This is a genomic window from Ectorhizobium quercum, assembly GCF_026552795.1.
Classification (GTDB): domain Bacteria; phylum Pseudomonadota; class Alphaproteobacteria; order Rhizobiales; family Rhizobiaceae; genus Ectorhizobium; species Ectorhizobium quercum.
In genome coordinates this window covers 68877-94381 of sequence record NZ_JANFPI010000002.1, presented here as the reverse complement: position 1 = coordinate 94381, position 25505 = coordinate 68877, and the positions used below count along the sequence as shown (strand labels likewise).

23 protein-coding genes and 1 other RNA gene are annotated in these 25505 nt (G+C 64.9%); 14 read left to right on the top strand and 10 right to left on the bottom strand.

What is annotated here, in order from left to right:
- Positions 1–6: 6 nt before the first annotated feature.
- From caiB to NOF55_RS05160, 3 genes are all read right to left on the bottom strand, one after another.
- Positions 7–1191, bottom strand: coding sequence for a succinate--glutarate CoA-transferase (gene caiB / locus NOF55_RS05170; protein ID WP_306410280.1), 1185 nt, complete (start codon positions 1189–1191; stop codon positions 7–9).
- A gap of 182 nt (positions 1192–1373) precedes the next feature.
- Positions 1374–1823 (bottom strand): GNAT family N-acetyltransferase, encoded by a 450-nt coding sequence (locus NOF55_RS05165; protein WP_306410279.1) that lies wholly within the window; start codon positions 1821–1823, stop codon positions 1374–1376.
- Between the two features lie 20 nt (positions 1824–1843).
- Positions 1844–2782 (bottom strand): alpha/beta fold hydrolase, encoded by a 939-nt coding sequence (locus NOF55_RS05160; RefSeq protein ID WP_306410278.1) that lies wholly within the window; start codon positions 2780–2782, stop codon positions 1844–1846.
- Between the two features lie 103 nt (positions 2783–2885).
- On the opposite strand from NOF55_RS05160, the gene ettA reads away from it, so the two are divergent.
- From ettA to NOF55_RS05140, 4 genes are all read left to right on the top strand, one after another.
- Positions 2886–4535 carry an energy-dependent translational throttle protein EttA gene (ettA, locus tag NOF55_RS05155; protein WP_306410277.1) on the top strand — a complete coding sequence of 550 codons (1650 nt, stop codon included), beginning with the start codon at positions 2886–2888 and terminating at the stop codon, positions 4533–4535.
- Positions 4536–4839: 304 nt separating this feature from the next.
- The gene (locus NOF55_RS05150; protein WP_306410276.1) at positions 4840–5811 is read left to right on the top strand and encodes an ArsR/SmtB family transcription factor; all 972 of its coding nucleotides are present in this window, start codon (positions 4840–4842) and stop codon (positions 5809–5811) included.
- Between the two features lie 142 nt (positions 5812–5953).
- Positions 5954–6838, top strand: a complete 885-nt coding sequence (metF, locus tag NOF55_RS05145; RefSeq protein WP_306410275.1) for a methylenetetrahydrofolate reductase [NAD(P)H] — start codon at positions 5954–5956, stop codon at positions 6836–6838.
- A gap of 146 nt (positions 6839–6984) precedes the next feature.
- On the top strand, positions 6985–7206 hold the full coding sequence (locus tag NOF55_RS05140) for a hypothetical protein (protein ID WP_306410274.1): 222 nt from the start codon (positions 6985–6987) through the stop codon (positions 7204–7206).
- A gap of 70 nt (positions 7207–7276) precedes the next feature.
- On the opposite strand, the gene NOF55_RS05135 is transcribed toward NOF55_RS05140, so the two are convergent.
- From NOF55_RS05135 to NOF55_RS05105, 7 genes are all read right to left on the bottom strand, one after another.
- Positions 7277–8476 carry a lytic murein transglycosylase gene (locus NOF55_RS05135; protein WP_306410273.1) on the bottom strand — a complete coding sequence of 400 codons (1200 nt, stop codon included), beginning with the start codon at positions 8474–8476 and terminating at the stop codon, positions 7277–7279.
- 161 nt (positions 8477–8637) lie between these two features.
- The gene (locus NOF55_RS05130; protein WP_306410272.1) at positions 8638–9417 is read right to left on the bottom strand and encodes a glycoside hydrolase family 25 protein; all 780 of its coding nucleotides are present in this window, start codon (positions 9415–9417) and stop codon (positions 8638–8640) included.
- A gap of 146 nt (positions 9418–9563) precedes the next feature.
- Positions 9564–10220, bottom strand: coding sequence for a class I SAM-dependent methyltransferase (locus NOF55_RS05125; RefSeq protein WP_306410271.1), 657 nt, complete (start codon positions 10218–10220; stop codon positions 9564–9566).
- The gene (locus NOF55_RS05120; protein WP_306410935.1) at positions 10217–11467 is read right to left on the bottom strand and encodes a BtaA family protein; all 1251 of its coding nucleotides are present in this window, start codon (positions 11465–11467) and stop codon (positions 10217–10219) included. Before NOF55_RS05120 ends, NOF55_RS05125 begins: the two co-directional genes overlap by 4 nt.
- Before the next feature lie 173 nt (positions 11468–11640).
- Positions 11641–12675 (bottom strand): transglycosylase SLT domain-containing protein, encoded by a 1035-nt coding sequence (locus NOF55_RS05115; RefSeq protein ID WP_306410270.1) that lies wholly within the window; start codon positions 12673–12675, stop codon positions 11641–11643.
- A 104-nt stretch (positions 12676–12779) separates the two neighbouring features.
- Complete coding sequence (locus NOF55_RS05110) at positions 12780–13415, bottom strand: hypothetical protein (RefSeq protein WP_306410269.1); 636 nt, start codon at positions 13413–13415, stop codon at positions 12780–12782.
- A 20-nt stretch (positions 13416–13435) separates the two neighbouring features.
- On the bottom strand, positions 13436–14647 hold the full coding sequence (locus NOF55_RS05105; RefSeq protein ID WP_306410268.1) for a pyrophosphate--fructose-6-phosphate 1-phosphotransferase: 1212 nt from the start codon (positions 14645–14647) through the stop codon (positions 13436–13438).
- A 333-nt stretch (positions 14648–14980) separates the two neighbouring features.
- Here NOF55_RS05105 and NOF55_RS05100 point away from each other — a divergent pair, with 333 nt between their 5' ends.
- The 10 genes from NOF55_RS05100 to NOF55_RS05055 all read left to right on the top strand — a co-directional run bounded on the left by NOF55_RS05100 (position 14981) and on the right by NOF55_RS05055 (position 25477).
- Entirely contained in the window at positions 14981–15724 is a 744-nt protein-coding gene (locus NOF55_RS05100; RefSeq protein WP_306410267.1) for a J domain-containing protein, read from the top strand.
- Positions 15721–16488: an N-acetylmuramoyl-L-alanine amidase gene (locus NOF55_RS05095; RefSeq protein WP_306410266.1), complete on the top strand. Its 768-nt coding sequence runs from the start codon at positions 15721–15723 to the stop codon at positions 16486–16488. The genes NOF55_RS05100 and NOF55_RS05095 overlap by 4 nt, the downstream gene beginning before the upstream one ends.
- A 90-nt stretch (positions 16489–16578) precedes the next feature.
- Positions 16579–17772 carry an NAD(P)/FAD-dependent oxidoreductase gene (locus NOF55_RS05090; RefSeq protein WP_306410265.1) on the top strand — a complete coding sequence of 398 codons (1194 nt, stop codon included), beginning with the start codon at positions 16579–16581 and terminating at the stop codon, positions 17770–17772.
- Positions 17773–17934: 162 nt separating this feature from the next.
- Positions 17935–18362: RNase P RNA component class A (gene rnpB / locus NOF55_RS05085), an RNA gene on the top strand.
- Positions 18363–18748: 386 nt separating this feature from the next.
- Complete coding sequence (mraZ, locus tag NOF55_RS05080; RefSeq protein ID WP_306410264.1) at positions 18749–19189, top strand: division/cell wall cluster transcriptional repressor MraZ; 441 nt, start codon at positions 18749–18751, stop codon at positions 19187–19189.
- Positions 19190–19254: 65 nt separating this feature from the next.
- On the top strand, positions 19255–20280 hold the full coding sequence (gene rsmH, locus NOF55_RS05075) for a 16S rRNA (cytosine(1402)-N(4))-methyltransferase RsmH (protein ID WP_306410263.1): 1026 nt from the start codon (positions 19255–19257) through the stop codon (positions 20278–20280).
- A gap of 1 nt (position 20281) precedes the next feature.
- A complete protein-coding gene (ftsL, locus tag NOF55_RS05070) occupies positions 20282–20710 on the top strand; it encodes a cell division protein FtsL (protein ID WP_306410261.1) in 429 nt (142 codons plus the stop codon).
- Positions 20710–22446 (top strand): peptidoglycan D,D-transpeptidase FtsI family protein, encoded by a 1737-nt coding sequence (locus NOF55_RS05065; protein WP_306410260.1) that lies wholly within the window; start codon positions 20710–20712, stop codon positions 22444–22446. Before ftsL ends, NOF55_RS05065 begins: the two co-directional genes overlap by 1 nt.
- Positions 22447–22520: 74 nt before the next feature.
- A complete protein-coding gene (locus tag NOF55_RS05060) occupies positions 22521–24002 on the top strand; it encodes a UDP-N-acetylmuramoyl-L-alanyl-D-glutamate--2,6-diaminopimelate ligase (RefSeq protein WP_306410259.1) in 1482 nt (493 codons plus the stop codon).
- On the top strand, positions 24002–25477 hold the full coding sequence (locus NOF55_RS05055; protein ID WP_306410258.1) for a UDP-N-acetylmuramoylalanyl-D-glutamyl-2,6-diaminopimelate--D-alanyl-D-alanine ligase: 1476 nt from the start codon (positions 24002–24004) through the stop codon (positions 25475–25477). Before NOF55_RS05060 ends, NOF55_RS05055 begins: the two co-directional genes overlap by 1 nt.
- Positions 25478–25505: the final 28 nt, after the last annotated feature.

Genomic DNA, 25505 nt, shown 5'->3' with positions numbered 1-25505 from the left:
ATATGTTCAGTTCTGTTTTCGGGCCTTCAGTTCGGCGAGGATCTCCTCGCGATGCTCGCCGAGAGCCGGGCTCGGCCGGTCGTATTTCAGCGGCGTTTGCGACATGACGATCGGGCTGCGCACGCCGGGAATGACCGTGCCGTCGGCCGCTTCGAGGTCGATGCGCAGGCCGCGCGCCTTCACCTGCGGGTCGTCGAACATCTCGCCGATGGTGTTGATCGGTCCGGCGGGCACGGCGCTTTTCTCGCAGGCGGTCAGCAGATCGCGCTTGTGCCATCGCGCCGTCCTTTCGGAAACGAGGCGGCGCACCTCCGTCTTGTGGGCGACGCGGGCCTTGTTGGTCGAAAAGCGCTCGTCTTCAGCCACGCCTTCGAGACCGAGAATGGCGCAGAGGCGGGCGAACTGCCCGTCATTGCCGATCGCGAGGATCAGGTGGCCATCGGCGGTCGGCACGACCTCGTAGGGGCTGATGTTCGGATGCGCATTGCCGAGCCGGACCGGCGACTTTCCGGAAACGAGATAGTTGAGGTTCTGGTTGGCCAGAACGCCGGCCTGCACGTCGAGCAGCGCCATGTCGATCATCTGGCCCTCGCCGGTTTTCAGGACATGGATCAGCGCCGCCTGAATGGCGGTGACGGAATATATGCCGGTGAAGATGTCGGCAATCGCCACGCCTGCCTTCATCGGTTCGCCGTCCGGCGCGCCGGTGATCGACATGAAGCCGGACATGCCCTGCACGATGTAGTCGTAGCCGGCGAAATCGGCATAGGGTCCGGTCTGGCCGAAGCCGGTGATGGAGCAATAGACGAGCTTCGGGTTGATGGACTTCAGGCTTTCGTAGTCGAGGCCGTACTTGACGAGGCCGCCGCGCTTGAAGTTCTCGATCACCACGTCCGCGTCGCGGATGAGGTCGAGCACGACGGCGCGGCCTTCCTCGCTGCGGAAGTCGATGTCGATGGAGCGCTTGCCGCGGTTGGTGGCGTGGTAATAGGCGGCGGAGAGGTTTTCGCCGTCACGGCTCTCGACGAAGGGCGGCCCCCAGGTGCGGGTGTCGTCGCCGCCGGCCGGGTTCTCCACCTTGATGACGTCCGCCCCCATGTCGGCCAGCATCTGCCCGGCCCAGGGACCCGCGAGAACGCGGGCCAGTTCGATGACGCGGATGCCGGAAAGCGGCGGTTTCCTCTCGCTCATGGCGACTCCCTGGTGCGATTCCGGCAAACATGCGGAGCGCGTTTTTGCGTCCGGAATTGCGTGAAAACAGAATGATAGTGCATGTGCCTTGCTGCTCAAGCTATAGCCACGCCGCCGCCTTCGCGCACGCGATATAAACTCATCGGGCTCATTCCGTTTTCGCAAGGCGCGCGGACGTGCCGTCAGTCCAGCGCCTTTTCCATGAACACCCGCTTCAACCCCTTCTGTTCCTGCCGGTGCGTCTCGACATAGCCGCGCCGGGCATAGATCGCCTGGTTTTCGGTCATCAGTTCGTGGGTGTAGAGGCGGATGCGGCGAAAGCCCAGCCGGCGGGCTTCCGCTTCGGCGTGATCCATGAGAAGGCGGCCATAGCCCTTGCCCTGCGCTGCGGGGCTGACGGCGATGTTGTCGAGCAGCAGGCAGTCTTCTTCCGGAATGAGGACCAGAACGCCCTCTATGCCGCCATCTCCGCGCAGCAGGTTCACATGGCCGCGGGCGATCGATGAGGCGTAATCGTCGAGCATAGGGCCCGGCCTCGCGCCGATGCGGGCGATGTAATGGGAATAGGAGGCTTCCACCAGGGCTTCCACCGCCGTCCGGTCGGACGCGGCGGCCTTGACGATATCCGGCATCGGTTCCCCTTTCGGTAAGATTATGGCGCGCGCTCCAGGCAGGAATCGCACCAAGCGCCAAGCTCCGCTATGGCCTCCTCCCGCCCGATGTCGTGCAGCGTATCATGTCGGGTATTCCGGTATATCGCAAGTTTTACAGACAGAAAACCGCGCGTGCGCATCGTTTGCGCCAGTTTCGTCACGGCCTTGCCGCCGTCCGTGCCGGGGTCTTCGTCGCCGCCGGCCAGAAAGAAGGGCAGCGCACGGGCGCGGGCGTATCCCGCCCGTTGCGGCCAGCCGGCGATCAGGTCGAAAATGTCGAGCCAGAGCGAAACGCTGGCCGGGTGGCCGCAGAGCGGATCGGCAAGAAAGGCATCGACTTCCGCCGGGTCGTGGCTCAGCCAGTCGGCATCGGTGCGGCGGTGGGCGATTGCCCGGTTCCATGCCTCGATGGTCAGGCGCGGCACGAGGTCGGCTGGCACGTCCGAGCCCTTCAGGGCCCGTTCGGCCTTGAGGATGAAGCGCGCGAGGCCGATGAGGAAGCGGCCCGGAACGGCGTTCATGTTCCACGGCGCGGCTCCGGCGAAGCGCTCCGGCGCCTCGAGCGCCGCGTTGAGCGCGATCAGCCCGCCCAGCGAATGGCCGAACAGGAAGGCGGGAAGGCCGGGATAAAGCGCCTCGGCATGGTCGCGCATGGCCAGCACGTCGGCGACGAGTGTGTCGGCGCCTTCCCGCCAGGCGAAGCGGCCGCGTGGCGCATCCGGCGCTGTTGTCAGGCCGTGGCCGCGGTGGTCGTGGGCCAGAACCGCTAAACCGCGCTTGGCCATCGCCCCGGCGAAGCCGCCGTATCGGCGGGCATGTTCGCCGAGACCGTGACACACGAGGAGGACGGCGCGGGGAGGGGCGTCTACCGGCTGCCAGCGGCAGAAGGCCAGCGATGCGCCCGTGGGGCTTTCCAGCCGTTCGATATCCGGCGGCATGTTGGTCCTCCCGCTCGTCAAAAGCCGCGTGCCGGTTGCTCATGGCCCTTAATTCGCCTACATAGCGGCACAATCCTTTTCCCCTATGCGGAGCTTTTGAGCGATGGCGCGTCAGTTCATCTACCATATGGCCGGGCTTAACAAGTCCTACGGCAACAAGAAGATTCTGGAGAACATCCACCTCTCCTTCTACCCGGACGCCAAGATCGGCATTCTCGGTCCGAACGGGGCGGGCAAGTCCACCGTGCTGCGCATCATGGCCGGCCTCGACAAGGAATTCACCGGCGAAGCCTGGTTGGCCGAAGGCGCGACGCTCGGCTACCTGCCGCAGGAGCCGCAACTCGATCCCTCCAAGACCGTTCTGGAAAACGTGATGGAAGGCGTGGCGGAGAAGAAGGCGATCCTCGACCGCTACAACGAGCTGATGATGAACTATTCCGACGAGACGGCGGACGAGGGCGCGCAGCTTCAGGACATCATCGACAGCCAGAACCTCTGGGATCTGGAAAGCCAGGTGGAAATGGCGATGGAGGCGCTGGCCTGCCCGCCGTCCGATGCCGACGTTTCCAATCTTTCCGGCGGCGAAAAGCGCCGCGTGGCGCTGTGCAAGCTGCTGCTCGCCAAGCCCGACCTGCTGCTGCTCGACGAACCGACCAACCATCTCGACGCCGAAACCATCGCCTGGCTGGAAAAGCACCTGCGCGAATATCCGGGCGCGGTGATGATGATCACCCACGACCGCTACTTCCTCGACAACGTCACGGGCTGGATCCTCGAACTCGACCGCGGTCGCGGCATTCCCTACGAGGGCAATTACTCGGCCTATCTTCAGGCCAAGGCCAAGCGCATGGCGCAGGAAAGCCGCGAGGAGGCCTCCCGCCAGAAGGCGCTTTCGCGCGAGCAGGAGTGGATCTCCTCCAGCCCGAAGGCCCGTCAGGCTAAGTCCAAGGCCCGTATCAAGGCCTATGACGAACTGGTGAAGGCCGCCGGCGAGCGCCGTCCGGGCGACGCGCAGATCGTCATTCCGGTCGGTGAGCGTCTGGGGCAGGTGGTCATCGAGGCCGAGGGGCTTACAAAGGCCTATGGCGACCGCGTTCTCATCGAGAACCTCACCTTCAAGCTGCCGCCCGGCGGCATCGTCGGCGTCATCGGCCCGAACGGTGCCGGCAAGACCACGCTGTTCCGCATGATCACCGGTCAGGAAACGCCCGATTCCGGCACGATCACCGTCGGCGAGACTGTCGATCTCGGCTATGTCGACCAGAGCCGCGACACGCTTGCCGCCGACAAGACCGTGTGGGAGGAAATCTCCGGCGGCAACGATGTGCTGAAGCTCGGCAAGTACGAGATGAACTCGCGTGCCTATTGCGGCGCCTTCAACTTCAAGGGCGGCGACCAGCAGCAGAAGGTCGGCAATCTTTCGGGCGGCCAGCGCAACCGCGTTCACCTCGCCAAGATGCTGAAGGGCGGCTACAATGTCCTGCTGCTCGACGAACCGACCAACGACCTCGACACGGAAACGCTGTCGGCGCTGGAGGACGCACTGGAAAACTTCGCTGGCTGCGCCGTCATCATCTCGCACGACCGCATGTTCCTCGACCGTCTGGCCACGCACATTCTCGCCTTCGAGGGCGACAGCCATGTGGAATGGTTCGAGGGCAACTTCGAGGACTACGAGAAGGACAAGATCCGTCGTCTCGGCGCGGATGCCGTCAACCCCAGGCGCGTGACCTACAAGCGCCTGACGCGCTGATCCCATAGTGGGAACGTATGAAACGAGGCGGTTGATGCCGCCTGCTGACTATCTGCTCATCGCTCTCTTTCGTCATGGTCGGGCCTGACCCGACCATCCACCGCGCCGCCTGCGGCGTGGACCCTCGGGTCGAGCCCGAGGGTGACGAAAGAGAGGGGTTGCCAATACACTGAAGGCGGCGATCCGGGCCGCCTTTTTCATGCCGGCGCGAATGCCGTGGATGGCATCGCCGGGCGGGCTTGCAATGCGATGCCCAATCACATAAAGATATGTTTATATCTTGATTATGTGTGTCAGGGGTGCCGTGGCGACGTTCGGTCTGGAAAAGCTGGTGGATATTCTGAAGGCGGCAGGGGAGACGACCCGGCTTCGCCTGCTCGTGCTCCTGTCCTCGGGCGATCTCACCGTCACCGATCTTACCGATATTCTCGGACAATCGCAGCCCCGTATTTCGCGCCATCTGAAGCTTCTTGCGGAAGACGACCTCGTCGAGCGCTATCAGGAAGGCGCATGGGCCTACTTCCGCCTGCGGCGCGACGGTGCCGCGACGGAACTGGTCAGGGCCATTCTCGCGATGGCCGAACGGGACGATCCGGTTCTCGTCCGCGACGCGCAACGGCTGGTGGCGGTCAAGCGCCAGCGCTCCGAAAAGGCGCAGGCCTATTTCAGCCGCAACGCCTCCGAGTGGGACGAGCTTCGCCGCCTGCATGTGAACGACGAGGCGGTCGAGGCGGCGCTGCTGAAGGCGGTCGGCGATACGCCGGTGGGCTCGCTGCTCGATCTGGGTACCGGAACGGGGCGCATGCTGCAATTGCTCGAAGGCCTCTACAGCCATGCGACGGGCATCGACGCCAGCCGCGACATGCTGTCGGTGGCGCGCGCCAATCTCGACAAGGGCGGGATCGTCAAGGCCTCGGTGCGGCAGGGCGATATCTTCAACCTGCCGGTGGACGACGAGGAATTCGATCTCGTCACCATTCATCAGGTGCTGCATTTTCTCGACCAGCCGCAGCTTGCGCTGGCGGAAGCGGCACGGGTCATCAAGCCCGGCGGCCGGCTGGCGGTGATCGATCTGGCGCCGCACGATCTGGACCATCTGCGCGAGGACCATGCGCATGTGCGTCTCGGCTTTGCGCACGAGGCGATGGCGCAGGCGCTCGAAAAGGCGGGGCTTGCGGTCGAAAAGGTCATCGACATTCCACCGGGCGGGCAGGCGGAGCGCGCGCTCACGGTGACGATCTGGCTGGCGCGCGATCCGCGTCCGGCGGCGGCCTGAAGGCCCGGCAAGAAAGGTAGAGCATTTCCAGCAAAAGTGCGTAGCGGTTTTGCGTCCGGAAATGCGCAAAAACAAAGGTTTGGAGCATTTCATCGTTTCCGTGAAAAGATGAAATGCTCCGGGATTTTACGGAGAGATACCCATGTCCACGCCCCTTCTCAGCGACGCCGATATCGGACGCCTGAAGATCTCCTTCGAATTCTTTCCGCCGAAATCGCCGGAGATGGAAGGCCAGCTGTGGGAAACGGTGGCCGATCTCGGCGGCTGGGAGCCGGATTTCGTGTCCGTGACCTATGGCGCCGGCGGCTCCACGCGGGAGCCGACGCTCGTGACCGTCCGCCGCCTGATCGCGGAGACGCCGCTGCGGACTGCGTCGCATCTGACCTGCGTCGGATCGTCGAAGGACGATGTCCGCCGCGTGGTCGAGGAATTGCAGGCGGTCGGGGTGAGCCGTTTCGTGGCCTTGCGCGGTGATCCGCCGGAAGGGCCCGGCTCCGTCTATCGTCCGCACCCGCAGGGCTACGCCAACGGCGCCGAACTGGTGAAGGGACTGAAAAGCATCGGCGATTTCGACATTTCCGTTTCCGCCTATCCGGAAAAGCATCCGGAAAGCGAAAGCGTGGCCGCCGACATCGAGATGCTGAAGCGCAAGGCGGACAATGGCGCCGACCGGGCGTTGAGCCAGTTCTTCTTCGACAACGACCAGTTCGAGCGCTACATGGACGCGGTGCGCGCCGCGGGCATCACCCTTCCGGTGCTGCCCGGCATCATGCCGATCCATAACCTGACGCAGCTCAAGCGTTTTGCCGGCCGTTGCGGCACCAGCATTCCGGCCTTCCTCGATGAGCGTTTCGCCGGAACCGAGGAGGATGCCGAGCGCCGTTTCGAGGTCGGGGCGGATGTCGCCGCCGAGCAGATCGCCGATCTGGTCCGTCGCGGCATCAGCGATTTCCATCTCTATACGATGAACCGCGCGCCGCTGACGAATGCCGTACTGACGCGCCTCGGTCTTGCCCGCAAGGGGTGAGGAAACGCGGCCGGCGACGGCGCTGAAACGGGAAAGCGGGCGGCAAGGGAGCCGCCCGCTTTCGTGTGATGCGTCACGTTTCGTGACGGAAACAGGTGGATCCGGCGGCTCTGGACGCCGGATGAGATTTCAGGCGGCGCCCTCAGATGAAGAGCATCACCGTGATGAAAAGAAACGCCGCACTGACGATCAGTTTATTGAGAGAGTTGGTTATTCCCATCTCAGCCTCCTCGCGTTTACGAAACGATAATATGTCGGTTTCGTGTCGAATGGAAAGCCGTTTTGTGTTGTGCGATGCGGCGCAGGCCCGGCGGGCGGACATGCAGCCCTGTCATCGTTTTGAAAATATTGTTCTATTTTTGGGATGAAATTAAACGAAAAAAGAAAAAGGGCTGCTTTGTCGCAGCCCTTTTTGCGTGGTTTTTGCGTCTGCTGCCGTCAAAGGGCGTTGAGAAGCGCCTGCGTCGGCCAGCCGTCAGCGGGTATGCCGAGGCGCTGCTGTTCCTTCTGAACGGCAACGCGTGTGCCGGAGCCGAGAATGCCATCCACCTTGCCGACATCGTGGCCGTGGGCCTGAAGCCTGGTCTGGAGCAGCTTCATGGAATCCACGTCGAGGCCCGGTTCCGGATTGCCTTTCTGGTAGGGCTCGGCCCCCATCAGGCGCGTCGCGAAATAGGCGGCGGAGATCGTGTAGATGAAGGACTGGTTCCACTCCAGATAGATTCCGAAGTTCGGATAGGTGATGAAGGCCGGGCCGAGGCGGCCTTGCGGCAGCACCAGGGCGGCGGGAAGAGAGGCGAAATTCGTGTTGCCGTCGCGCGGCCTGACGCCGAGGTCGAACCATTCGCCTGCCGTCATCGTTCCGCCGAGCCCCGATTTCTCGAAAGGCAGGTTCTGCGGAATGGCCACTTCCTGAATCCAGGGTTCGCCCCTGCGATAGCCGAGGCTGTTGATGAAGTTGGCCGCCGTCATGATCGCGTCCGGGGCGCTGGACTTGAGGCGCACATGGCCGTCGCCGTCGCCATCGACGCCGTGGGCGATGATGTCCCTCGGCAGCATCTGCACCTGACCGATCTCGCCGGCCCAGGCGCCGGTTTCGCTCGCCGGATCGAAATCGCCGTGGGAAACCATCTCGATCAGCGCCAGCAGTTGCGGACGGAAGAGTTCGGGACGGCGACAGTCGTGCGACAGGGTCGCCAGCGCGTTGCGTGTATTGAAATCGCCCTGCACGGCGCCGAAATCCGTTTCCATCGCCCAGAAAGCGGTGATGATGCCGGGGGGGACGCCGTATTCGGCTTCGGCGCGCTGGAAGACGGAGCGCAACTGCTCGATCTTCTGCCTGCCGATGTTCAGCCGGCTCTGGGAAACCGTGCGCTGCGAGAATTCGAGGAAGGTCTGGCGGAAGACGCCCTGGGCCCGGTCTCGGGACAGCACCTTCTGGTCGATCGTCGCGCCGGCGAGCGTCTTCTCGATCGCATCGGCGGGCAATCCCTTCTGTTGCGCCTCGGCCCTGACGCCGTCCAGAAAGGCATTGAAATCGCCGCCGCATGCGGCGGTCTGCTGGGCGGAGGCCGCGCCTGCCACGGCGGCAGCCAGGGCGAGGGAAAGGATCATGGAGCGGGAATGGGCGCCGAACATGGTGAAATCCTGTCTGCGGCGCGTATCGGGGTCGTCCTGTCCGCGCCTTGCTTCTTTTTCAAAGGCTTTTCAGGAAGATTGTGACCGAAGCAAGAAATTCAATCGCTCCGGCCCGAAAATGCCGGGAAACTGATGCGGGCCGATGCGTGGCGGCCACGCCGCTACTTGTTCATCGCCGTCAGCCACCGTTTCCAGTTTCCGGCATCGCCGGCAAAGACGTTGATGTCGGTGTTGCCGCGGATGCCGGGAATGGCGCCGGTGGCGGTGTACTGCCAGAAGGCCCAGCGGCGCTCGTCGTATTTGTCGGACGGATGCGAGGCGACCGAGCGGACCCAGAAATGGTAGTTCTTGAACTGGTCGACCAGATTGTCCGCATGGAAATCGACCGTGGTGTAGATGATCGGGCGCTTGCCGTAGTGGGCCTCGATCCTGTCCATGAAGCGCTGCATCTCGGAGCGCACGGTCAGCGGGCTCGGCCGGTAGCTGCACGTCTTCGAATCGTGGTTCCACTCGACGTCGAGAACCGGCGGCATCTTCAGCGCGGCCTTCGGTATGCTGGCGATGAACCAGTCGGCCTGTTCGTCGGCGCTCGAACACCAGTAGTAGAAATGGTAGGGCGCGTGCGGCACGCCGGCTGCGGAGGCTCCGCGCCAGTTGCCGTCGAATTTCGGGTCGATCATGTCCTTGCCTTCGGTCGCCTTGATGAAGGCGAAGGAAACGCCGGACTTGCGCACCTCGGGCCAGTCGATGTCGCCGTTCCACTTGGAAACGTCGATGCCGTGGACCTGATGGCGGTGCGGATGCCGCTCGCCGAAATCGATCGGTTTCGTGTCGTGGAAACGCGGATTGATGGAGGCGGTCTCGATCATGTCGTAGCCGACGGCGGTGCAGCCGCCCGTCAGAAGGGTCAAAGGCAGAAGTGCCAGTAGAAATCGCCGCATGGATTACCCGTTCGCTGCCCTGCCGCCTCCCGTATTTCCACCCCGGTGGAAAACGGCAGATTCGCGCCCGGTGCAAGGCGCGCGCCTGATATGTTTACATCATAACAGCGTAAACAAACCTTTAGGGCAAGGGGGGAGGCGACCGTTCACGCGCTTGCGACCGCGCGGACGGCATAGCCTCGGCCGATGGTCTCGACGGCAAGGGAGAGGTTGCGCGCCCGGCACATTCCAGCCAGCACGGCCGGCATGTCGTCGCGCGGGGCGACGTGGAATTGTGCGAGCCAGGCGCGCAGCAGCGTTCTGAACCAGCGGGGCAGGCCGGACTGGTCGCCGAAATCGACGATATGGATCGAACCGCCGGGGGTAAGGGCGTCGAAGGCCGCGTCGAGCGTGCCTTTCCAGTCCGGGATCATGGAAAGGGCATAGGAGATCATGATGCGATCGAAGCCCTCGACGCCGAAATCCGCCGGACGGCAGCGCGTAGCGTCGCCGGCGACGAAGGTCGCCTGAACGCCCTCGCGCCCGAAGCGGGCCTTCGCCGTCTCGAGCATTTCCCGTGAGATGTCGAGGCCGTGGAGGTTCAGGCCGGGAAAACGGCGGGTGGCCAGCAGGAGGTTGCGCCCCGTGCCGCAGCCGAGTTCCAGCAGGCTCTGGCCCGGTCGGGCGTCGAGGCCGGCAATGGTCCGGTCGCGGCCGAAGAGGTAATATTTGCGCGTGGCGTCGTAGATATGTTTCTGGCCGCGATAGATGCGGTCCATCAGCCGCGCATGGTCGGCGGTTGCGGCTGTCTCCTCGCGCTTCATGCGTCGAGCCGCTCGTAGAGATGGAAGCCGCCATAGATCGCCGAGCGGTCGCGGGCGGTAAACGCGCGCGATTCGTCCTGCCTGTAGTGCCAGCGGTTGATCAGCCCGGGATCGAGCCGCTCCGGCAGGATCGACGCCTCCGCCGCCGTGCGGAAGATGACGCGGGCGCCGGGCGCGGCGGTGCGGGTGATTTCCCGCCACAGCGCGTTGAGCTGCCGGGTGGTCATCCAGTCCTGGGCGTCGAGAAGGCAGTAGCGGTCGACGGAGGCGGCCGGCCTGCGGGCGAGCAGGTCGGTCACGCTCTCGTGGTGGACCGAGACGCGGGACGCCGAGGCTTTGATCGCCGCGTAGTAATCCGGGCGAAGATAGGCCGGCAGCGGCCCTTCTCCGGGCGCGGGATAGCGGCGGGCGAAAGCCTGCCAGGCGAAATAATTGCTTTCCAGCGGAAAGCCGCAGGCAAGGCGGCGCAGGCGCTCCTTCAGCACCGGCCCCACCGTGCCGTCGCCCGAGGCGCCCGCCAGCTCGTCGAACTGCTGCGGCGGGATGCCGAGGCCGAAGAGCGAGCTCTTGCGGCTGGTCGCCCAGCGGATCGCCGGCTTGTCGAAGAGCGGCGCGACGCGCGTTTCGAAGAACCGTTCCTGTTCCTCGATCGTGCGGGCGGCGGTGATGTCCTTCAGCTTGACGCCGTGGAGGCGGGCGATGGCATGGCCGGTGCCGATGAAGCGGCCCAGCAGGCCCTTGCGATAGATGTTGCCGTTGAACATCGTGATGCGGCGGCGGGCCGTCAGGCCGCGCCGGTTCCAGTAGGCGCGCGTTTCCGGATCGAGATGCGGTGCGACGAACCGGTCGTAGGCCTGAACGTTGCCGCGCAGGTTATGGCCGATGAAATGGCGCAGCACGTCGTCATGGCCGGGCAGGTGCCGGAAGGCGGCGAGCTTCAGCCGGTTCAGCGCGACATGATGGCGGTTGAGATCGACGACATCGATCCGGGCGGGCGAGCGCGAGAGATAGGCCAGCATGTTGCAGCCGCCGGAACCGATCGTGACGATCCGGTGTCCGGGTGCCAGATCCATCGCCTCCATGTCGACTTCCGGGTCCTCCCATATCTGGGGATAGACCAGCCCGGAAAAGAGAATGCGGAAGAGACGTTCCGAGAGGCCGTCGGCGGAGAGCGTGCGGTGGCGCAGCATCGCCTCGCCGACCTTGCCCGGGCCGTTGCCGATCGGATTGCGTTCGTGCCTTGTCATGGCGACCGTCCAGTGGGTGAGACTGTCGCTGTTCATAGGCCGGTCATGCAAAGGAATGATGACGGCGCGCGCCGTATGCGGGTCCGGCCGTGCCCCACCGGTTCACGTGAACGTGGCGGCTTCCGTTCCGCAGACGCGGCGCAGGGGTATGAAGGGGAAGACCCGCGCGGGGGTTATTTCATGACGTGGAGCATGCCCTTGCGCTTGGCATCGTAGTAATAGCCGCGGGCATAGAGGCGAACGGCGTTGTCATGGTCGGTATCGGCGACCAGATAGGCGCCGCGCAGATATTTGATCGCGTATTTCAGGTTGGTCTCGGCATCGAGAAGACCGTTGGCCGGACCCTGATAGCCCATCGATTTGGCGGTCGGGTAGGCGATCTGCATCAGGCCGAAATAGCCGCGCCTGTTGTAGGCCGCCGGGTCGTAGCGGCTTTCGCGATGGACGACGCGGTGAACGAGCTTTTCGGGAACGCCGTATTCGACCGCGTAGCGGGCGATCAGGTCGTTGATCCGCTCGCGTTGCGTCTCGCCGGATTGCATGCGCGACGCGGCGGTGGAGGCGGACGCATTGCCGTCGATGGCGGCGAGCGCGCCGTTGCGGCCGGCGGGAGCCGCATAGCCGAGCGCGCCGGCGGGCCGGCTGCCGGGCGCCGCCGTCTGCGGTGAGGCCTGCTCGGCCAGCATGACGCTGGCGGGAATGCCGGCGGCGCTGGCAACGGCGACGGGCGTACCGGCGCGGGCGCCCTTGGCGGCGAGCGGAGAGGCGGGAATGCTGGATTCGGCGAGCCTCTGCGCTTCCGTGGCCGGAACGCCGGGCAGATTGTCAGCCTGCGCGGCGGGATCGGCTGCGCCGTTCTCCGGTGTCGTCATGGCGAGCGCCGTCAGCGGCGAGGGGCGGGGAACCGGCACGGAACCCGGAACGAGCGAGGGATCGACGGCCTCGGCGGCGAGAACCGGATCGACCGCGGGTTCGTAGGCGACGGTGACGGGATAAAGCGTTTCCGGCGGCGTGTCGGGAAGCTCGATCGCGGCGACGGCCGTGCCGGATTCGGCAAGCCGGGGCTTGCCGGAGATCCGCCGCTCGGTGCCGGAGGAGCCGGATGCCTGCTGGCCGGTCGTTTCACAGCCTGCAAGGACGGCGCAGAGAGAAACCATCACGGCCAGATGGAGTTGCGGACTTTTCCTCAACGCCTTGTCTCCGGACATGATACCTCCCTTTCGCCTCCCCCGTCTTCAAGGGGTGCTTCGTTCGATGGGATTTTATTAACCGATTGGCCGCTGCGCCGCAAGCTGCCCGGAGGTTGCAGTTGTCAGGCTGCGATTTTCCGGTAGCCGGCCACCACCGCGCCGGATGCGATCGACACCATTCCGCCGCGGACGGGCTTGCGGCGCAACGCCGTGCGGCGGCGGATGCGGCGCAGGAAGGCATCGGGCATCATGGCCTGATAGAGCGACACGGCAAGCGCTGCAACGGCGACGGCGGCGCAAAGCCACGCAAGCTGTGGTTGCCAGGCGGCGTTGGCGAACAGGAAATGCGGCACGACCGCGAGGTGGAAGAACAGGATGCGCCGTTCGAAAAACGTCTGGGCGAAGACGTCGAGGAAGATGCGCGGCAGGCGCTTTTCCCGCAGGTTGTCGTTATCGGCGAAGGGGCCGACGAGATCGGGCGCGAGGGCGATGCCGGCAATGGTGAAGGCTAGCAGCAAGCCGCCGATCCAGATCACGGCCGAATACAGCACGGGCGAAACGAGGCTGGCCCACAGCGTCAGATGGCCCGCCGCCAGAGCGGCGGCGAGATTGGCGAGCACGAAGGCGGGAACGGTGAAAAGGGCCGTCCGGCGACCCTTTCCGTGGGCATAGGATGCGATCAGGAACCCGCTCCGGCCGGGAATGGCCAGCCAGAAGGCGCTCAGAGCCGTGAATGGAAGCCAGTATTCCGTGTGCATCCGTTTCCCGTCGCGGCCCGTCAGGCCGGCTTGTAGTCCTGTCCGATCGAGGCCATGACGCCGTCGAACCACGGCTGCCTGATATCGAAGTGCTTGCCGCCCTTGATGCGCGGAAACTCGATGGTGCGCAGCCTGCCGTTCTGGTCCTCGTCATGACCGGTGACGCCCGAAACGCCGCCGAGCGCGCTTTCCACAGCAAGGTCCACCATCGAGTGGATGAGGCGCAGGTCTTCGGTGTTGGCCGGAGCGGAGCGGGCATAGTAACCGGATTTCTGCACCATTGCACGCTCTGCGCCGATCAATGCTGCAAATTGCTTGGCGAACCAGCCGCCGACATTGATGGCGTCGATCTTGACGTGGCCGAAGGCGTCGCGCTTGACGGTCTCGCCGGAGGCCTCGCGCTCGGCGACGATGGCGTCGAGGCAGGCGCCTTCGGAAACGAAGATCGTCACGAAGCTGGTGCGGTCCATGATGCCCTTGAGGCGGGCCGCTTCCGCTTCCAGGTCGAAGGCGATCTCCGGCAGGTAGAGGCCGTCGATGTTCTTCATCTGGGTGTTCATCATGAAGCCGTCGGCATATTCGTTGCCGGCGGTGCGCTTGATGTAGGCCTTTGCGGTGGCGGCGGTCAGCCAGCCACAGTGACGGCCCATGACCTCGTGGATGACCAGCGTGCGCGGTGCGGCGCTCTGCTCGTTCGACACGTTGTCGAAGAAGGCGGCGCCGTATTCGGCGGCGGTCCAGGCGCCCAGCGACTGGCGGATCGGCACGATGTCGTTGTCGACCGTCTTCGGCAGCCCGACGACCGTGAGGTCGTAACCGTTGGCGCCGAGATAGGCGGCGAGGTCGGCCGCGGTGGTGTTCGTGTCGTCGCCGCCGATCGTGTGGAGGGTGGTGACGCCATCGGCCGCCAGGCGCTCGGCCGCGACCTTCAGCGGGTTGTCACCTTCCTTCACCAGCCCGCGCTTGGCACAGTCGACGGCGTTGGTCAGCTTGACGCGGCTGTTGCCGATCGGCGAGCCGCCGTAGCGGTGCAGGAGCGGCGCCTGTTCGCGCATCTGCGGGGTGATGTCGATGATGTCGCCGAGCAGAAGGCCCTGATAGCCGGAGCGATAGGCGATCAGCTCAATGTCCGGCGCGATGTCGGTATAGCGCTCGATCAGTCCGCCCACGGCCGAGGAAAGGCATGGGGCAAGGCCTCCGGCGGTCAGCATCGCAACTTTCTGTTTGGCCATCTCATTCCTCCTTGAGCGGACTTTGCCGCAAGTCGATCCTCACATTACCGGAGGGCATGGATGCGACAGGCGCGTGCCTCTGTAAAGTGATAATATCATGAAGACATAGGGTTTTTGCCATATTTTACAGGGCGGTCGTCCCGATCCGCCATTATAATCGGTTCAATTCCGCCGGACACGCATCGCGGGCGCCGCCCCTTGCGTGCCGCTTCCCGCGATGCGTGTCCGGCGCGATCCGAGGTTCAGCCGGCCTGACAAAGCGTGAAGAAAGTTTAATGCGCCAGACGGCGCTTTTTGTTGCTTTTATGCTCCGAATTTGGTCATGCTGGCAGCATGGTATTCGATCACGCCCGCGGGCAACTGACGAGCTTTCTTGAAAAAGTCCTGAGTGCCGTGGGCGAGGCTGCCGGCAGCGTTCTCGGCCGCGTCGTCGAGGCCGTGCGGACGATTTTCGAGGGCGATCCCGAAACCCGCAAGCAGGTTGCCTTCTCGGTGGCGATGATCGCGCTTTCCGCCAAGATCGCCAAGGCCGACGGCATCGTCAGCCGCGCCGAGGTCGATGCCTTCCGCCAGATCTTTGAGTTTCCCGAATCGGAGGCCGCGCATGTCGCGCGGCTCTATAATCTCGCCAAGCAGGACGTGGCGGGCATCGAGGCCTATGCGACGCAGATGGCGACGCTCTGCCGCACCTGCGCCGGCGGACCGTGCCAGATCCTCGATGACGTGCTCGACGGGCTGTTCCACATCGCCAAGGCCGATGGTCTCATCCACGAGAACGAGATGGCCTATCTCGCCCGCATCGCGGAAATATTCGGCTTCGACAAGGACTATTTCGAGCGGGTTAAGGCGCGGCATCTGCATGTCGGCGGCACCGATCCCTATGACGTTCTCGGCGTGTCGCCGTCCGACGATTTTCCGGAAATCCGCCGCAGGTATCGCAGCCTCGTTTCCGAGCATCATCCCGACCGGCTGATCGCCCGCGGCGTTCCGGTGGAGTTTCATGCCGTCGCCCATGAGCGCATGGCCGCGCTGAACGCGGCCTATGAAGCCATCGAAAAAGAGCGCCGCGCCGCATGACGTCGTGCACGGCCGATTTCTCCCGGGCTCTCGTGCGGCCTTCGCCGAATCACGGCGAGCGCAAGGAGGGTCGCGAGCCCAACATGATCCTCCTGCACTATACCGGCATGCCGGACGACGAGCAGGCACTTGCCTGGCTCTGCAACCCGGAAAGCGAGGTTTCCTGTCATTACTTCGTCCACAAGGACGGGCGCGTCGTGCAGCTCGTGCCCGAAGCGCGCCGTGCCTGGCATGCGGGCAGGAGCTTCTGGGCGGGCGAGGAGGACATCAATTCGCATTCCATCGGCATCGAGATCGCCAATGCGGGCCATCCCGCCGGGCTTCCCGATTTCACCGATGCGCAGATCGAGGCGGTGATCGACATCTGTCGCGATTGCGCGACGCGCTGGTATATTCCGGCGGAACGGGTGCTTGGCCATTCCGACGTGGCGCCGGTGCGCAAGGCCGATCCGGGCGAGAAATTCCCCTGGGCGCGGCTGGCGGCGGCGGGCGTCGGCCACTGGGTCGAGCCGACGCCGATTGCCGGCGGCCGTTTTTTCCACCGCGGCGACGACGGTCAGCCCGTCGAGGCGCTCCAGTCGATGCTGGCCTTTTACGGCTACAATATCGAGATCACCGGCTCGTTCTGCGAAAGGACGGAGGGCGTCGTGCAGGCCTTCCAGCGTCATTTCCGCCCGGAGCGGGTCGACGGCATCGCCGACATGTCGACCATCGACACGCTGCACAGGCTTCTGGTTTCCCTGCCGCGGATGGCCGTTGCCTAGATCAAAGCGTGCGCGCTTATTCACTTACGCGTTCCCGGCAAGGCCGTTTCAGGCTTTTGCCGGGAATGCCCTGATCGCCGGGAGATGCAGATGAGCAGTCGCTTCAAATATATCGTCATCGGGCGCGGAATGATGGGCGCCGCGGCGGCGCGTCATCTCGCCATGCGAAGCGATGGCGTCGCCCTGATCGGGCCGGGCGAGCCGCAGGACACGGCAAACCACACCGGCGTGTTCGCCAGCCATTACGACGAGGCGCGCATTACCCGCACCATCGATCCGGACCCGAACTGGGCGCTGCTCGCCAACCGGTCGATCAGCCGGTACGCGGAAATCGCCCGCGAAAGCGGCATCGATTTCTACCGCGAGACCGGTTGCCTGATCGTCGGTGCACCCACCGGATACGGGGCGGGATATACCGATCGCGTTATCGAAGCGGGGAGCAAGGCCGGCGCAGCACTGGCGCGGCTTGACGCCGATGCGCTGGCGCAGGAATTTCCCTTCTTCCGGTTCCCGGACGGGTTCGACGGCGTTCATGAACGGGCGGGCGCGGGCTATATCAATCCGCGCCGCCTGGTGAAGGCGCAGGCGTGGCTCGCCGCCCGTCACGGCGCGGCGGTGATCGGGGAAACGGTGGCGTCGATCCAAGAGGAGGATGGCGGCGTCAGCGTCTCGACCGAGGAGGGGGGCGTTTATCGCGCCGACAAGGTCATCGTGGCCGCCGGCGGCTTCACCATCAACCGCAACCTGCTGCCGCGGCCTCTGGCGCTTCAGATCTTCGCACGCACGGTGGCCTTCTTCGAACTGGACGAGGAGGAGCAGGTCCGTTTTGCGAAGATGCCGTCGCTGATCTGCAAGCCGGAGGATCATACGAAGGAATTCTATTTCCTGCCCCCGGTCGCCTATCCCGACGGCAAGGTCTACCTGAAGATCGGCGGCGACCCGGACGATTACGTGCTGCCGAGCGAGCCGGAAATCCGCGCCTGGTTCCGCAGCGGCGGCCGGGCGAGCACGCGCGATCATCTCGAAGTCTCCATGCGGGCGCTGGTGCCGGGCCTCAAGGCCGAGGCGCCGACGATGGCGGCTTGCGTGACCTCGTTCACGCCGTCCGGCTATCCGGCCATCGGCTTCGCGCCGGGCTCCGAGCGCCTGGCGGTTCTCGCTGGCGGCTGCGGGGCGGCGGCGAAGAGTTCGGACGAGATCGGCCGTCTCGGTGCCGTGCTTCTCCTCGAGGACCGGATCGAGGATACCGCCTTCGGCACGGATTTCGCGCCGCAGTTCCTTTAGGGTATTTCCGCTTTTCTCCGAATCGCGAAAATTCTCTCACTATTCGTTCTGATGCATTTCCGGACGCAAAACCGCGTCGCACTTTTGCTGGAAATACTTTAACCGTATGGACCCGGAACATTTCGGTGGCGTTTGTCGGCGTTCCCGGCTATCACCCGGCTGCCAGTCGGCCGGGCAGCCGCGCTTCACCAATGCCGAAAGGCGGTGAGGTGAGGAAAGTCCGGGCTCCACGGAAACACGGTGCCGGATAACGTCCGGCGGGGGCGACCCCAGGGAAAGTGCCACAGAGAGAAGACCGCGCCGACGTGCCCGTCAGGGGCACATTCGCGGCGTAAGGGTGAAAGGGTGGGGTAAGAGCCCACCGCGGACCTGGCAACAGGAACGGCATGGTAAACCCCACCGGGAGCAAGACCGAATAGGGACGACACGGGCCGCGCAAGCGTGTCCAGGCCTGTTTCCGGGCTCGTCGTCCGGGTGGGTTGCGAGAGGCGCCGCGCAAGCGGTGTCCCAGATGAATGGCTGCCACGTTCCGGCGTCCCGCAAGGGCCTCCGGAGCCATACAGAACCCGGCTTACAGGCCGACTGGCAAATTTTTTCCCACGCCCGGGACCGACACGGCCGAATCGGGCGGCATTTTTTATCAAATTATTGAAAAACCATAGTTTTTATTCCCGTCCCGGGCATGGGAAAGGTGCAGCTTGCCGCCGCGGACTAACCTTTCGTTAAACTTAACGGCTTATAAAGATTTGACCTGGAGCGGTGCGCCGTGCCGTCTCTTCCCATTGACGCCCATGTTGTCCCATGCTATCCCAAATACACACCATTCACGGGCCATCATTCGCCCGCTCATCGCAGAAAAAGCATGAGTTCCCGTTCGGGGCTGGCAAGGCGTTGTGCGTCTGCCGGCGGGGTGGCGTTTTGCGTTCGTGGCGGCTGTTTAGGGCCGCCCGTCTGAGGGAGACGGCAGTATCGCGTCATGGACCGCTTCCTGTCGAATGCGACCAACCGGATCGATGCCAAGGGACGGGTTTCCGTGCCGGCGCCGTTTCGTGCGGTTCTCGCAAACCGGGATATCCGGGAGCTTTATTGTCTCCAGGACTTCGTTTTCCCGGCGATCAGCTGTGGCGGTCCGGACCTTCTGGAGCGTTACGAACGGCAGATAGCGGGCATGGACCCGTTCTCGCCGGAAGCGAACCGGATGTCGCTGCTCGTACATGGCGGCGGCGTCTTCATGAAGCTCGACCCGGAAGGGCGGCTGATGGTGACGGATTTCATTCGTTCCTTCACCGGCATTTCCGAGGAAGTGACCTTCGTCGGTCGGGCGGATCATTTTCAGTTGTGGCAACCGCAGGCGTTTCACGAGGCGCAGGCGGCGGCCAGAGCGGAGCGCGGCCTTCCGGGCACGCGTTCAGGGTAGGGCAGCGGCAGGATGCATTCCGCATCGGGCCGGTGTTTGCAGGCAGCGGACAGCGGGGGATCGGAATGGCGTCGAATTCTGGCGAGGAAAACTCCCTGGCCGGTGGCGGACCGGTTCGGCACATTCCGGTCCTTCTCGCGGAGGTTCTTCAAGCGCTCGCGCCCAGGGCGGGCGACGTCGTCCTCGACGGCACGTTCGGGGCGGGCGGTTATACGTCGGCCATCCTCGACGCCGGCGCCGACGTGATCGCCCTCGACCGCGACCCGGCGGCGATTGCTGGAGGCCGGGCGCTGGTCGAAAAAAGCGGCGGACGTCTCAATCTCATCCATTCGCGTTTCTCGCGCCTCGACGATCATGCTCCGGCAGGCGGCCTCGATGGCGTCGTGCTCGACATCGGCGTGTCCTCCATGCAGATCGACGAGGCCGAACGCGGCTTTTCCTTCCAGAAGAACGGGCCGCTCGACATGCGCATGTCGGGCGAGGGCGTTTCCGCGGCCGATGTGGTGAACCGCGCGAAGACGGGCGATCTCATCCGCATCTTCGGCTTTCTCGGTGAGGAAAAGCAGGCGGGACGCATCGCCCGCGCCATCGAGAAGCGCCGCGCCGAGGAACCGTTCCACACGACCCGGGATCTTGCCGGGCTGATCGAGACCGTGACGCCGCGCAAGGCGAAGGATCGCATCCACCCGGCGACGCGCGTCTTCCAGGCGCTGCGCATCTTCGTCAACGACGAACTGGGCGAACTCGCCTCGGCGCTGTTCGCGGCCGAACGGGCGCTGAAGCCCGGCGGCCGCCTCGTGGTCGTCACCTTCCATTCGCTGGAGGATCGCATCGTCAAGAAATTCTTCGCGGCCCGCTCCGGCAAGGCTTCCGGCTCACGGCACCTGCCGGCGGCCGCGGCGGCCCCGGCCCATTTCGACATGCTGACGCGCCAGGTAGTGACGGCAGGCGAAGCGGAGGCGGAAGCCAATCCGCGCGCCCGTTCCGCCAAGCTGCGCGCGGCGCTGCGCACCGCGACACCGGCGGGCAAGGCCGATCATTCCATCTTCGATCTGCCGGCACTTGCCGACATCGCACGGCTTGGAGGCTGATATGTTCCGTGCCTTCGACCTTCTCCTGATCGGCATGATGGTGGTGGCCGCCACCATCACCTACCAGATCAAGCACAGGGCGGATGAAAAGTTGCAGGAGGTCCGCCGTCTTCAGGCGGAAATCAAGCTGGAGCGCGACACGATCGAGCTGCTGAAGGCGGACTGGGCGCTGCTGAGCCAGCCGAACCGCCTGCGCAAGCTTGTCGAGGCATATAATGACGAACTGAAGCTCGAGCCGACGCAGCCGACGCAGCTTGCCCGCCCCTCCGAACTGCCGATGCTGCGCTCGCAGGCGCCGCAGCCGGAAGTGGCGGAAGGCGCGGCAGGCGGCGAAGGCAGACCGAATTCCGTTTTCGGGACCGTTATCGGCGGGATCGCCATTCCCGCCCTTCGCCCGGACACGATGACAACAGGATCGGTGAACCGCTGATGTCTTTCCTTTCCCGAATCATGGTCGTGAAGAGCAAGGCCCACTTTGCGGCGGGAGGCGCCAAGCGCCCCGCCGGATTCCAGGGGACGGTCAAGAAGAAGGCGAAGCAGGCGCGCAACCGCGTCGGCCTGATGATGCTGGCCTTCGTCGGCGTCTATGCCGTGGTCGGCGGGCGTCTGGTGCAATACGGCATGGCCGCGCCGGAAACCGTATCCTCGATCATGCCGGCCGACCGGCTGATGGCCTCGCGCCCGGACCTTCTCGACCGCAACGGCGAGCTTCTGGCGACCGACATCCGCACCGTCTCGCTGTTTGCCGAGCCGCACAAGATCGTCGATGCCGACGAGGCCGTCGAAAAGCTGGCGACGGTTCTGACCGATCTCGACGTGCGCGGCACCTATCGCCGGCTCTCGATGAAGAATTCGCGTTTCCAGTGGCTGCGCCGCCAGTTGACCCCGAAGCAGCAGAGCCAGATTCTCGCGCTCGGCATTCCCGGCATCGGCTTCCGCCCGGAAAAGCGCCGCTTCTATCCCGGTGGCCCGACCGCCGCCCATGTGCTCGGTTTCGTGAATATCGACAACCGCGGTGCGGCCGGCATGGAACGCTTCATGGACAATCAGGGCCTCGCCGACCTGACGGCGCTCGGGATGACCAGCGACGTTCCGCTGGAGCCGATGCGGCTGTCGATCGATCTGCGCGTCCAGTCGATCCTGCGCGACGTGCTCGTGAACGCCATGACGAAGTTCGATTCGCTTGGGGCCGGCGCGGTGGTGCTGAACGTCCACACCGGAGAAGTCCTCGCTATGGCGTCGGTGCCGGATTTCGATCCGAACAATCCGACCGAGGGCAAGGAGGAAGGCTGGCTGAACCGCGTTTCGAACGGCACGTTCGAAATGGGCTCGACCTTCAAGTCCTTCACGCTGGCGATGGGGCTCGATTCCGGCAAGGTTCGGCTTTCCGATTCCTTCGATGCCCGCTATCCGATTCGCATCGGCGGGTTCACCATCCGGGATTTCCACGGCAAGGGCCGGGTGCTGACCGTGCCGGAAATCTTCCAGTATTCCTCCAATATCGGCACGGCGAGGATCGCCGACACCGTGGGTACGGAAGGGCACAAGGAGTTCCTCGAACGCCTCGGCCTGACAAAGCGCCTGCGGACGGAACTGCCGGAAGTGGCGATGCCCAGCCAGCCGCGCCAGTGGAAGAAGATCAATTCGATCACCATTTCCTTCGGCCACGGCGTTTCCACGACGCCGCTCCAGACGGCGGTGGCCGGGGCGACGCTGGTCAACGGCGGCAAGCTGATCCAGCCGACCTTCCTGCCGCGAACCCGCGAGGAGGCCGATCAGGTGGCCGAGCAGGTCATCAAGCCGTCGACCAGCAAGGACATGCGCTTCCTGCTGGAATGGAACGGCATCAAGGGGTCGGGCCGCAACGCCCGCGTCGAGGGTTTCAATGTCGGCGGCAAGACCGGCACGGCCGACAAGGTCGTCAACGGCCGCTATGCCCGCGACAAGAATTTCAACGCCTTCCTTTCCGCTTTTCCGATGGACGACCCGCAATATGTCGTCCTGACCTTCATCGACGAGCCGAAGACCGACAAGGGCAATGGCGCGGCGCTCGCCGGCACCTCCGCCGCGCCGATGGCGGGCGAAATCATCCGCCGGACGGCCGCCGTGCTGGGCGTGGAGCCGAAGTTCGGCGAGGGCGGGACTGCCTTGTTGCAGTCTTATTGATAGTATGAAGAGAAGCCGGGTGATTCATGCAGGCATGAAAAGCGCCGGGATTCGAACGAAAGAAAAGCAAGACGATGAAGCTGCGGGATCTGGCCGGAGAGATCGACCGGCACGTTGCGGAAGCCCTGCAAGGGGGCGCTGGCGAGGTTGACGTCTCCGGGATTTCCGCCGACAGCCGCAGGATCGCGCCGGGCGACCTGTTCGTCGCCGTGGCGGGCGTCAAGGCCGACGGCGCGGGCTTTGCGGCCGACGCGGTGTCGAAGGGCGCCGCCGCCGTCGTTTCCGCCCATCCGCTCGAGGGCGTCTCTGTCCCGGTTCTCGTCACAAGCGATCCGCGCCGCTTTCTGGCGCTGGCCGCGGCGCGGTTCTTCGGCGCGCAGCCGGAATGCATGGTTGCCGTCACCGGCACGGCGGGCAAGACGTCGGTCGTTTCCTTCACCCGCCAGATCTGGGCTTTCGCCGGCCTCAAGGCCGCGCAGATCGGAACGACCGGCGTCATCTCCCCGGAGCGCGACGATTACGGCTCGCTGACGACGCCCGATCCGGTTTCGCTGATGACGCTTCTGGCCGAGCTTGCGGGCGAGGGCGTGACCCATGCGGCGATGGAGGCATCCAGCCACGGGCTCGACCAGTCGCGGCTCGACGGCGTGCGGCTGGCGGCAGGGGCCTTCACCAACCTCGGGCGCGACCATATGGATTATCATCCGACGGTCGAGGACTATTTCGCCGCCAAGATGCGGCTTTTCGATCTTCTGCCGAAGGGCTCTCCGGCGATTATCTTTTCCGACGACGAATGGTCGAAGCGGGCCGTGGAAGCGGCGCGCGCCGCCGGGCAGGACGTGCGCACCGTCGGCCGCTCGGGCACGTTCATCACGGTCAAGCGTGTCGAGCATCTTCGCGACGCCCAGATGGCGGAAGTCCATCATGGTGGCGACATCTACGAGGTGCGGGTGCCGCTGGCCGGCGATTTCCAGATTTCCAACGCGCTGGTTGCCGCCGGCTTCGCCATCTCGACCGGCGTGAAGCCGTCCGTCGCCTTCGAGGCGCTCGGCAAGCTCAAGGGCGCGCCGGGGCGTCTCGAACTCGTCGGCAAGGCCGTCAACGGTGCGCTCGCCTATGTCGATTACGCCCACAAGCCGGATGCGCTCGCCAATGTGCTGGCCTCCGTCCGCCCCTTCACCTCGGGCCGCATCGTCGTGGTGTTCGGTTGCGGCGGCGACCGCGACAAGGGCAAGCGTCCGATCATGGGTGAAATCGCCACCCGATACGCCGATGTGGTGATCGTCACCGACGACAACCCGCGCTCGGAAGTGGCGGAAACGATCCGGTCCGAAATCATGACCGCGGCTCCGGGAGCGACCGAGATCGGCGACCGCCGCGAGGCGATCCGCCATGCGGTTGCGCTGCTGAAAAGCGGCGATACGCTGATCGTTGCCGGCAAGGGGCACGAGGAAGGTCAGATCGTTGGCTCGACGGTGCTGCCGTTCTCCGATCATGAGGAAGTGCGCGATGCGTTGCGGGACGGCGACGCGCAGAATCATAGGGAGGTCTCCTGATGGATGATTTTCTCTGGACGTCCGAGGAACTCGTCACGGCAATGGCGGGACGGCCGCTCGGCAGTCTGCCGGGCGGCGTCACCGGCATTTCCATCGACAGCCGTTCGGTGAAGCCGGGCGATGCTTTTTTCGCCATCCGCGGCGAGCGGGTGGACGGCCACGATTTCGCCGGCGTGGCGATGGCCAACGGCGCGGCGCTGATCGTCGTGGCCGAGGCGAAGCTGCCGGCGCTCGGCCGCCTGACCTGCGCCAAGATCGTCGTCGAGGACGTGCTGGCGGCGCTGGAGCGTCTCGGCGTTGCCGCGCGCAAGCGCAGCCAGGCGACGGTTCTCGCCGTCACGGGCTCCGTGGGCAAGACGACGACCAAGGAAATGCTGCGGGGCCTGCTGGCCCCGTCGGGCGAGGTCCATGCGGCGGTCGCTTCCTTCAACAACCACTGGGGCGTGCCGCTGACGCTGGCGCGCATGCCGGTCAGCGCCCGTTACGGCGTGTTCGAGATCGGTATGAACCATCCCGGCGAAATCCGTCCGCTGGTGAAGATGGTCGAGCCGCATGTCGCGATCGTTACGACCATCGCCCCGGCCCATCTCGGCAATTTCGCCAGCATCGAGGAGATCGCCGCCGCCAAGGCGGAGATCTTCGAGGGAGTGCTGCCGGGCGGCGCGGCACTCATCAACCGTGACAATCCGGAGTTCGAGCAACTGGAAGAGGCGGCGCGCGCGGCCGGCGTCACGCGCATCTTTCCCTTCGGCCAGCATGTGCAGGCGCATTACCGCATGGAGGATTTTCACGGCGAGGCCGACCGGTCGGCTTTCACCTTCATCGCCGGTGTGGAACGCTTTGCCGCCGAGATCGGCGCGCCGGGCCGTCACGTCGCGGAAAATGCGGTCGCCGCACTCGGCGCGGTGCAGCAGGCCGAAGCCGATCTCGATGCGGCCATCGATGCGCTCGCCCTGTTCGGCGGCGTGAAGGGGCGCGGCGAACGCCACCGCCGGCGGATCGGCGACGGCGCCTTCATGCTGATCGACGAGAGTTACAACGCCAATCCGGCCTCGATGCGGGCGGCGATTGCCGTGCTCGCGGCGGCAGAGACCGGGGGAGAGGGGCGCCGTATCGCGGTTCTGGGCGACATGCTGGAAATGGGCGCGCATTCCGATGCCGTTCACGCGGACCTCGCCGGGCCGCTGCTTGCAGCGGGAATCAGTCACGTATGGCTGGCGGGGCCGGCTATGGCGCATCTGCGCGACGCCCTGCCGGAGAGCGTTTCGGTGGAATATCGGGAAAAGACCGGAGATCTGGCGTCTTTTGTCGCGCAATCGGTGCTTCCGGGCGATGCGGTGATGGTGAAATCGTCACTCGGCCTCGGATTCGGCAAGATCGTCGCGGCCCTGCTTGACAAGTTCCCGCCACTGGCCGACACGCAGGCCGATACGGCAGCACCGCACGTCGCGGATGACGGGCAGGGGACGCCGTAGCACTTTTCGTAATGGCGCATGGCTCCCG

Excerpts from the sequence above, each read along its gene's own strand:
- caiB (WP_306410280.1), bottom strand. The coding sequence starts at position 1,191 with ATGAGCGAGAGGAAACCGCCGCTTTCCGGCATCCGCGTCATCGAACTG.
- NOF55_RS05165 (WP_306410279.1), bottom strand. The coding sequence starts at position 1,823 with ATGCCGGATATCGTCAAGGCCGCCGCGTCCGACCGGACGGCGGTGGAA.
- NOF55_RS05160 (WP_306410278.1), bottom strand. The coding sequence starts at position 2,782 with ATGCCGCCGGATATCGAACGGCTGGAAAGCCCCACGGGCGCATCGCTG.
- ettA (WP_306410277.1), top strand. The coding sequence starts at position 2,886 with ATGGCGCGTCAGTTCATCTACCATATGGCCGGGCTTAACAAGTCCTAC.
- metF (WP_306410275.1), top strand. The coding sequence starts at position 5,954 with ATGTCCACGCCCCTTCTCAGCGACGCCGATATCGGACGCCTGAAGATC.
- NOF55_RS05140 (WP_306410274.1), top strand. The coding sequence starts at position 6,985 with ATGAAGAGCATCACCGTGATGAAAAGAAACGCCGCACTGACGATCAGT.
- NOF55_RS05135 (WP_306410273.1), bottom strand. The coding sequence starts at position 8,476 with ATGTTCGGCGCCCATTCCCGCTCCATGATCCTTTCCCTCGCCCTGGCT.
- NOF55_RS05130 (WP_306410272.1), bottom strand. The coding sequence starts at position 9,417 with ATGCGGCGATTTCTACTGGCACTTCTGCCTTTGACCCTTCTGACGGGC.
- NOF55_RS05125 (WP_306410271.1), bottom strand. The coding sequence starts at position 10,220 with ATGAAGCGCGAGGAGACAGCCGCAACCGCCGACCATGCGCGGCTGATG.
- NOF55_RS05120 (WP_306410935.1), bottom strand. The coding sequence starts at position 11,467 with ATGACAAGGCACGAACGCAATCCGATCGGCAACGGCCCGGGCAAGGTC.
- NOF55_RS05115 (WP_306410270.1), bottom strand. The coding sequence starts at position 12,675 with ATGTCCGGAGACAAGGCGTTGAGGAAAAGTCCGCAACTCCATCTGGCC.
- NOF55_RS05110 (WP_306410269.1), bottom strand. The coding sequence starts at position 13,415 with ATGCACACGGAATACTGGCTTCCATTCACGGCTCTGAGCGCCTTCTGG.
- NOF55_RS05105 (WP_306410268.1), bottom strand. The coding sequence starts at position 14,647 with ATGGCCAAACAGAAAGTTGCGATGCTGACCGCCGGAGGCCTTGCCCCA.
- NOF55_RS05100 (WP_306410267.1), top strand. The coding sequence starts at position 14,981 with ATGGTATTCGATCACGCCCGCGGGCAACTGACGAGCTTTCTTGAAAAA.
- NOF55_RS05095 (WP_306410266.1), top strand. The coding sequence starts at position 15,721 with ATGACGTCGTGCACGGCCGATTTCTCCCGGGCTCTCGTGCGGCCTTCG.
- NOF55_RS05090 (WP_306410265.1), top strand. The coding sequence starts at position 16,579 with ATGAGCAGTCGCTTCAAATATATCGTCATCGGGCGCGGAATGATGGGC.
- mraZ (WP_306410264.1), top strand. The coding sequence starts at position 18,749 with ATGGACCGCTTCCTGTCGAATGCGACCAACCGGATCGATGCCAAGGGA.
- rsmH (WP_306410263.1), top strand. The coding sequence starts at position 19,255 with ATGGCGTCGAATTCTGGCGAGGAAAACTCCCTGGCCGGTGGCGGACCG.
- ftsL (WP_306410261.1), top strand. The coding sequence starts at position 20,282 with ATGTTCCGTGCCTTCGACCTTCTCCTGATCGGCATGATGGTGGTGGCC.
- NOF55_RS05065 (WP_306410260.1), top strand. The coding sequence starts at position 20,710 with ATGTCTTTCCTTTCCCGAATCATGGTCGTGAAGAGCAAGGCCCACTTT.
- NOF55_RS05060 (WP_306410259.1), top strand. The coding sequence starts at position 22,521 with ATGAAGCTGCGGGATCTGGCCGGAGAGATCGACCGGCACGTTGCGGAA.
- NOF55_RS05055 (WP_306410258.1), top strand. The coding sequence starts at position 24,002 with ATGGATGATTTTCTCTGGACGTCCGAGGAACTCGTCACGGCAATGGCG.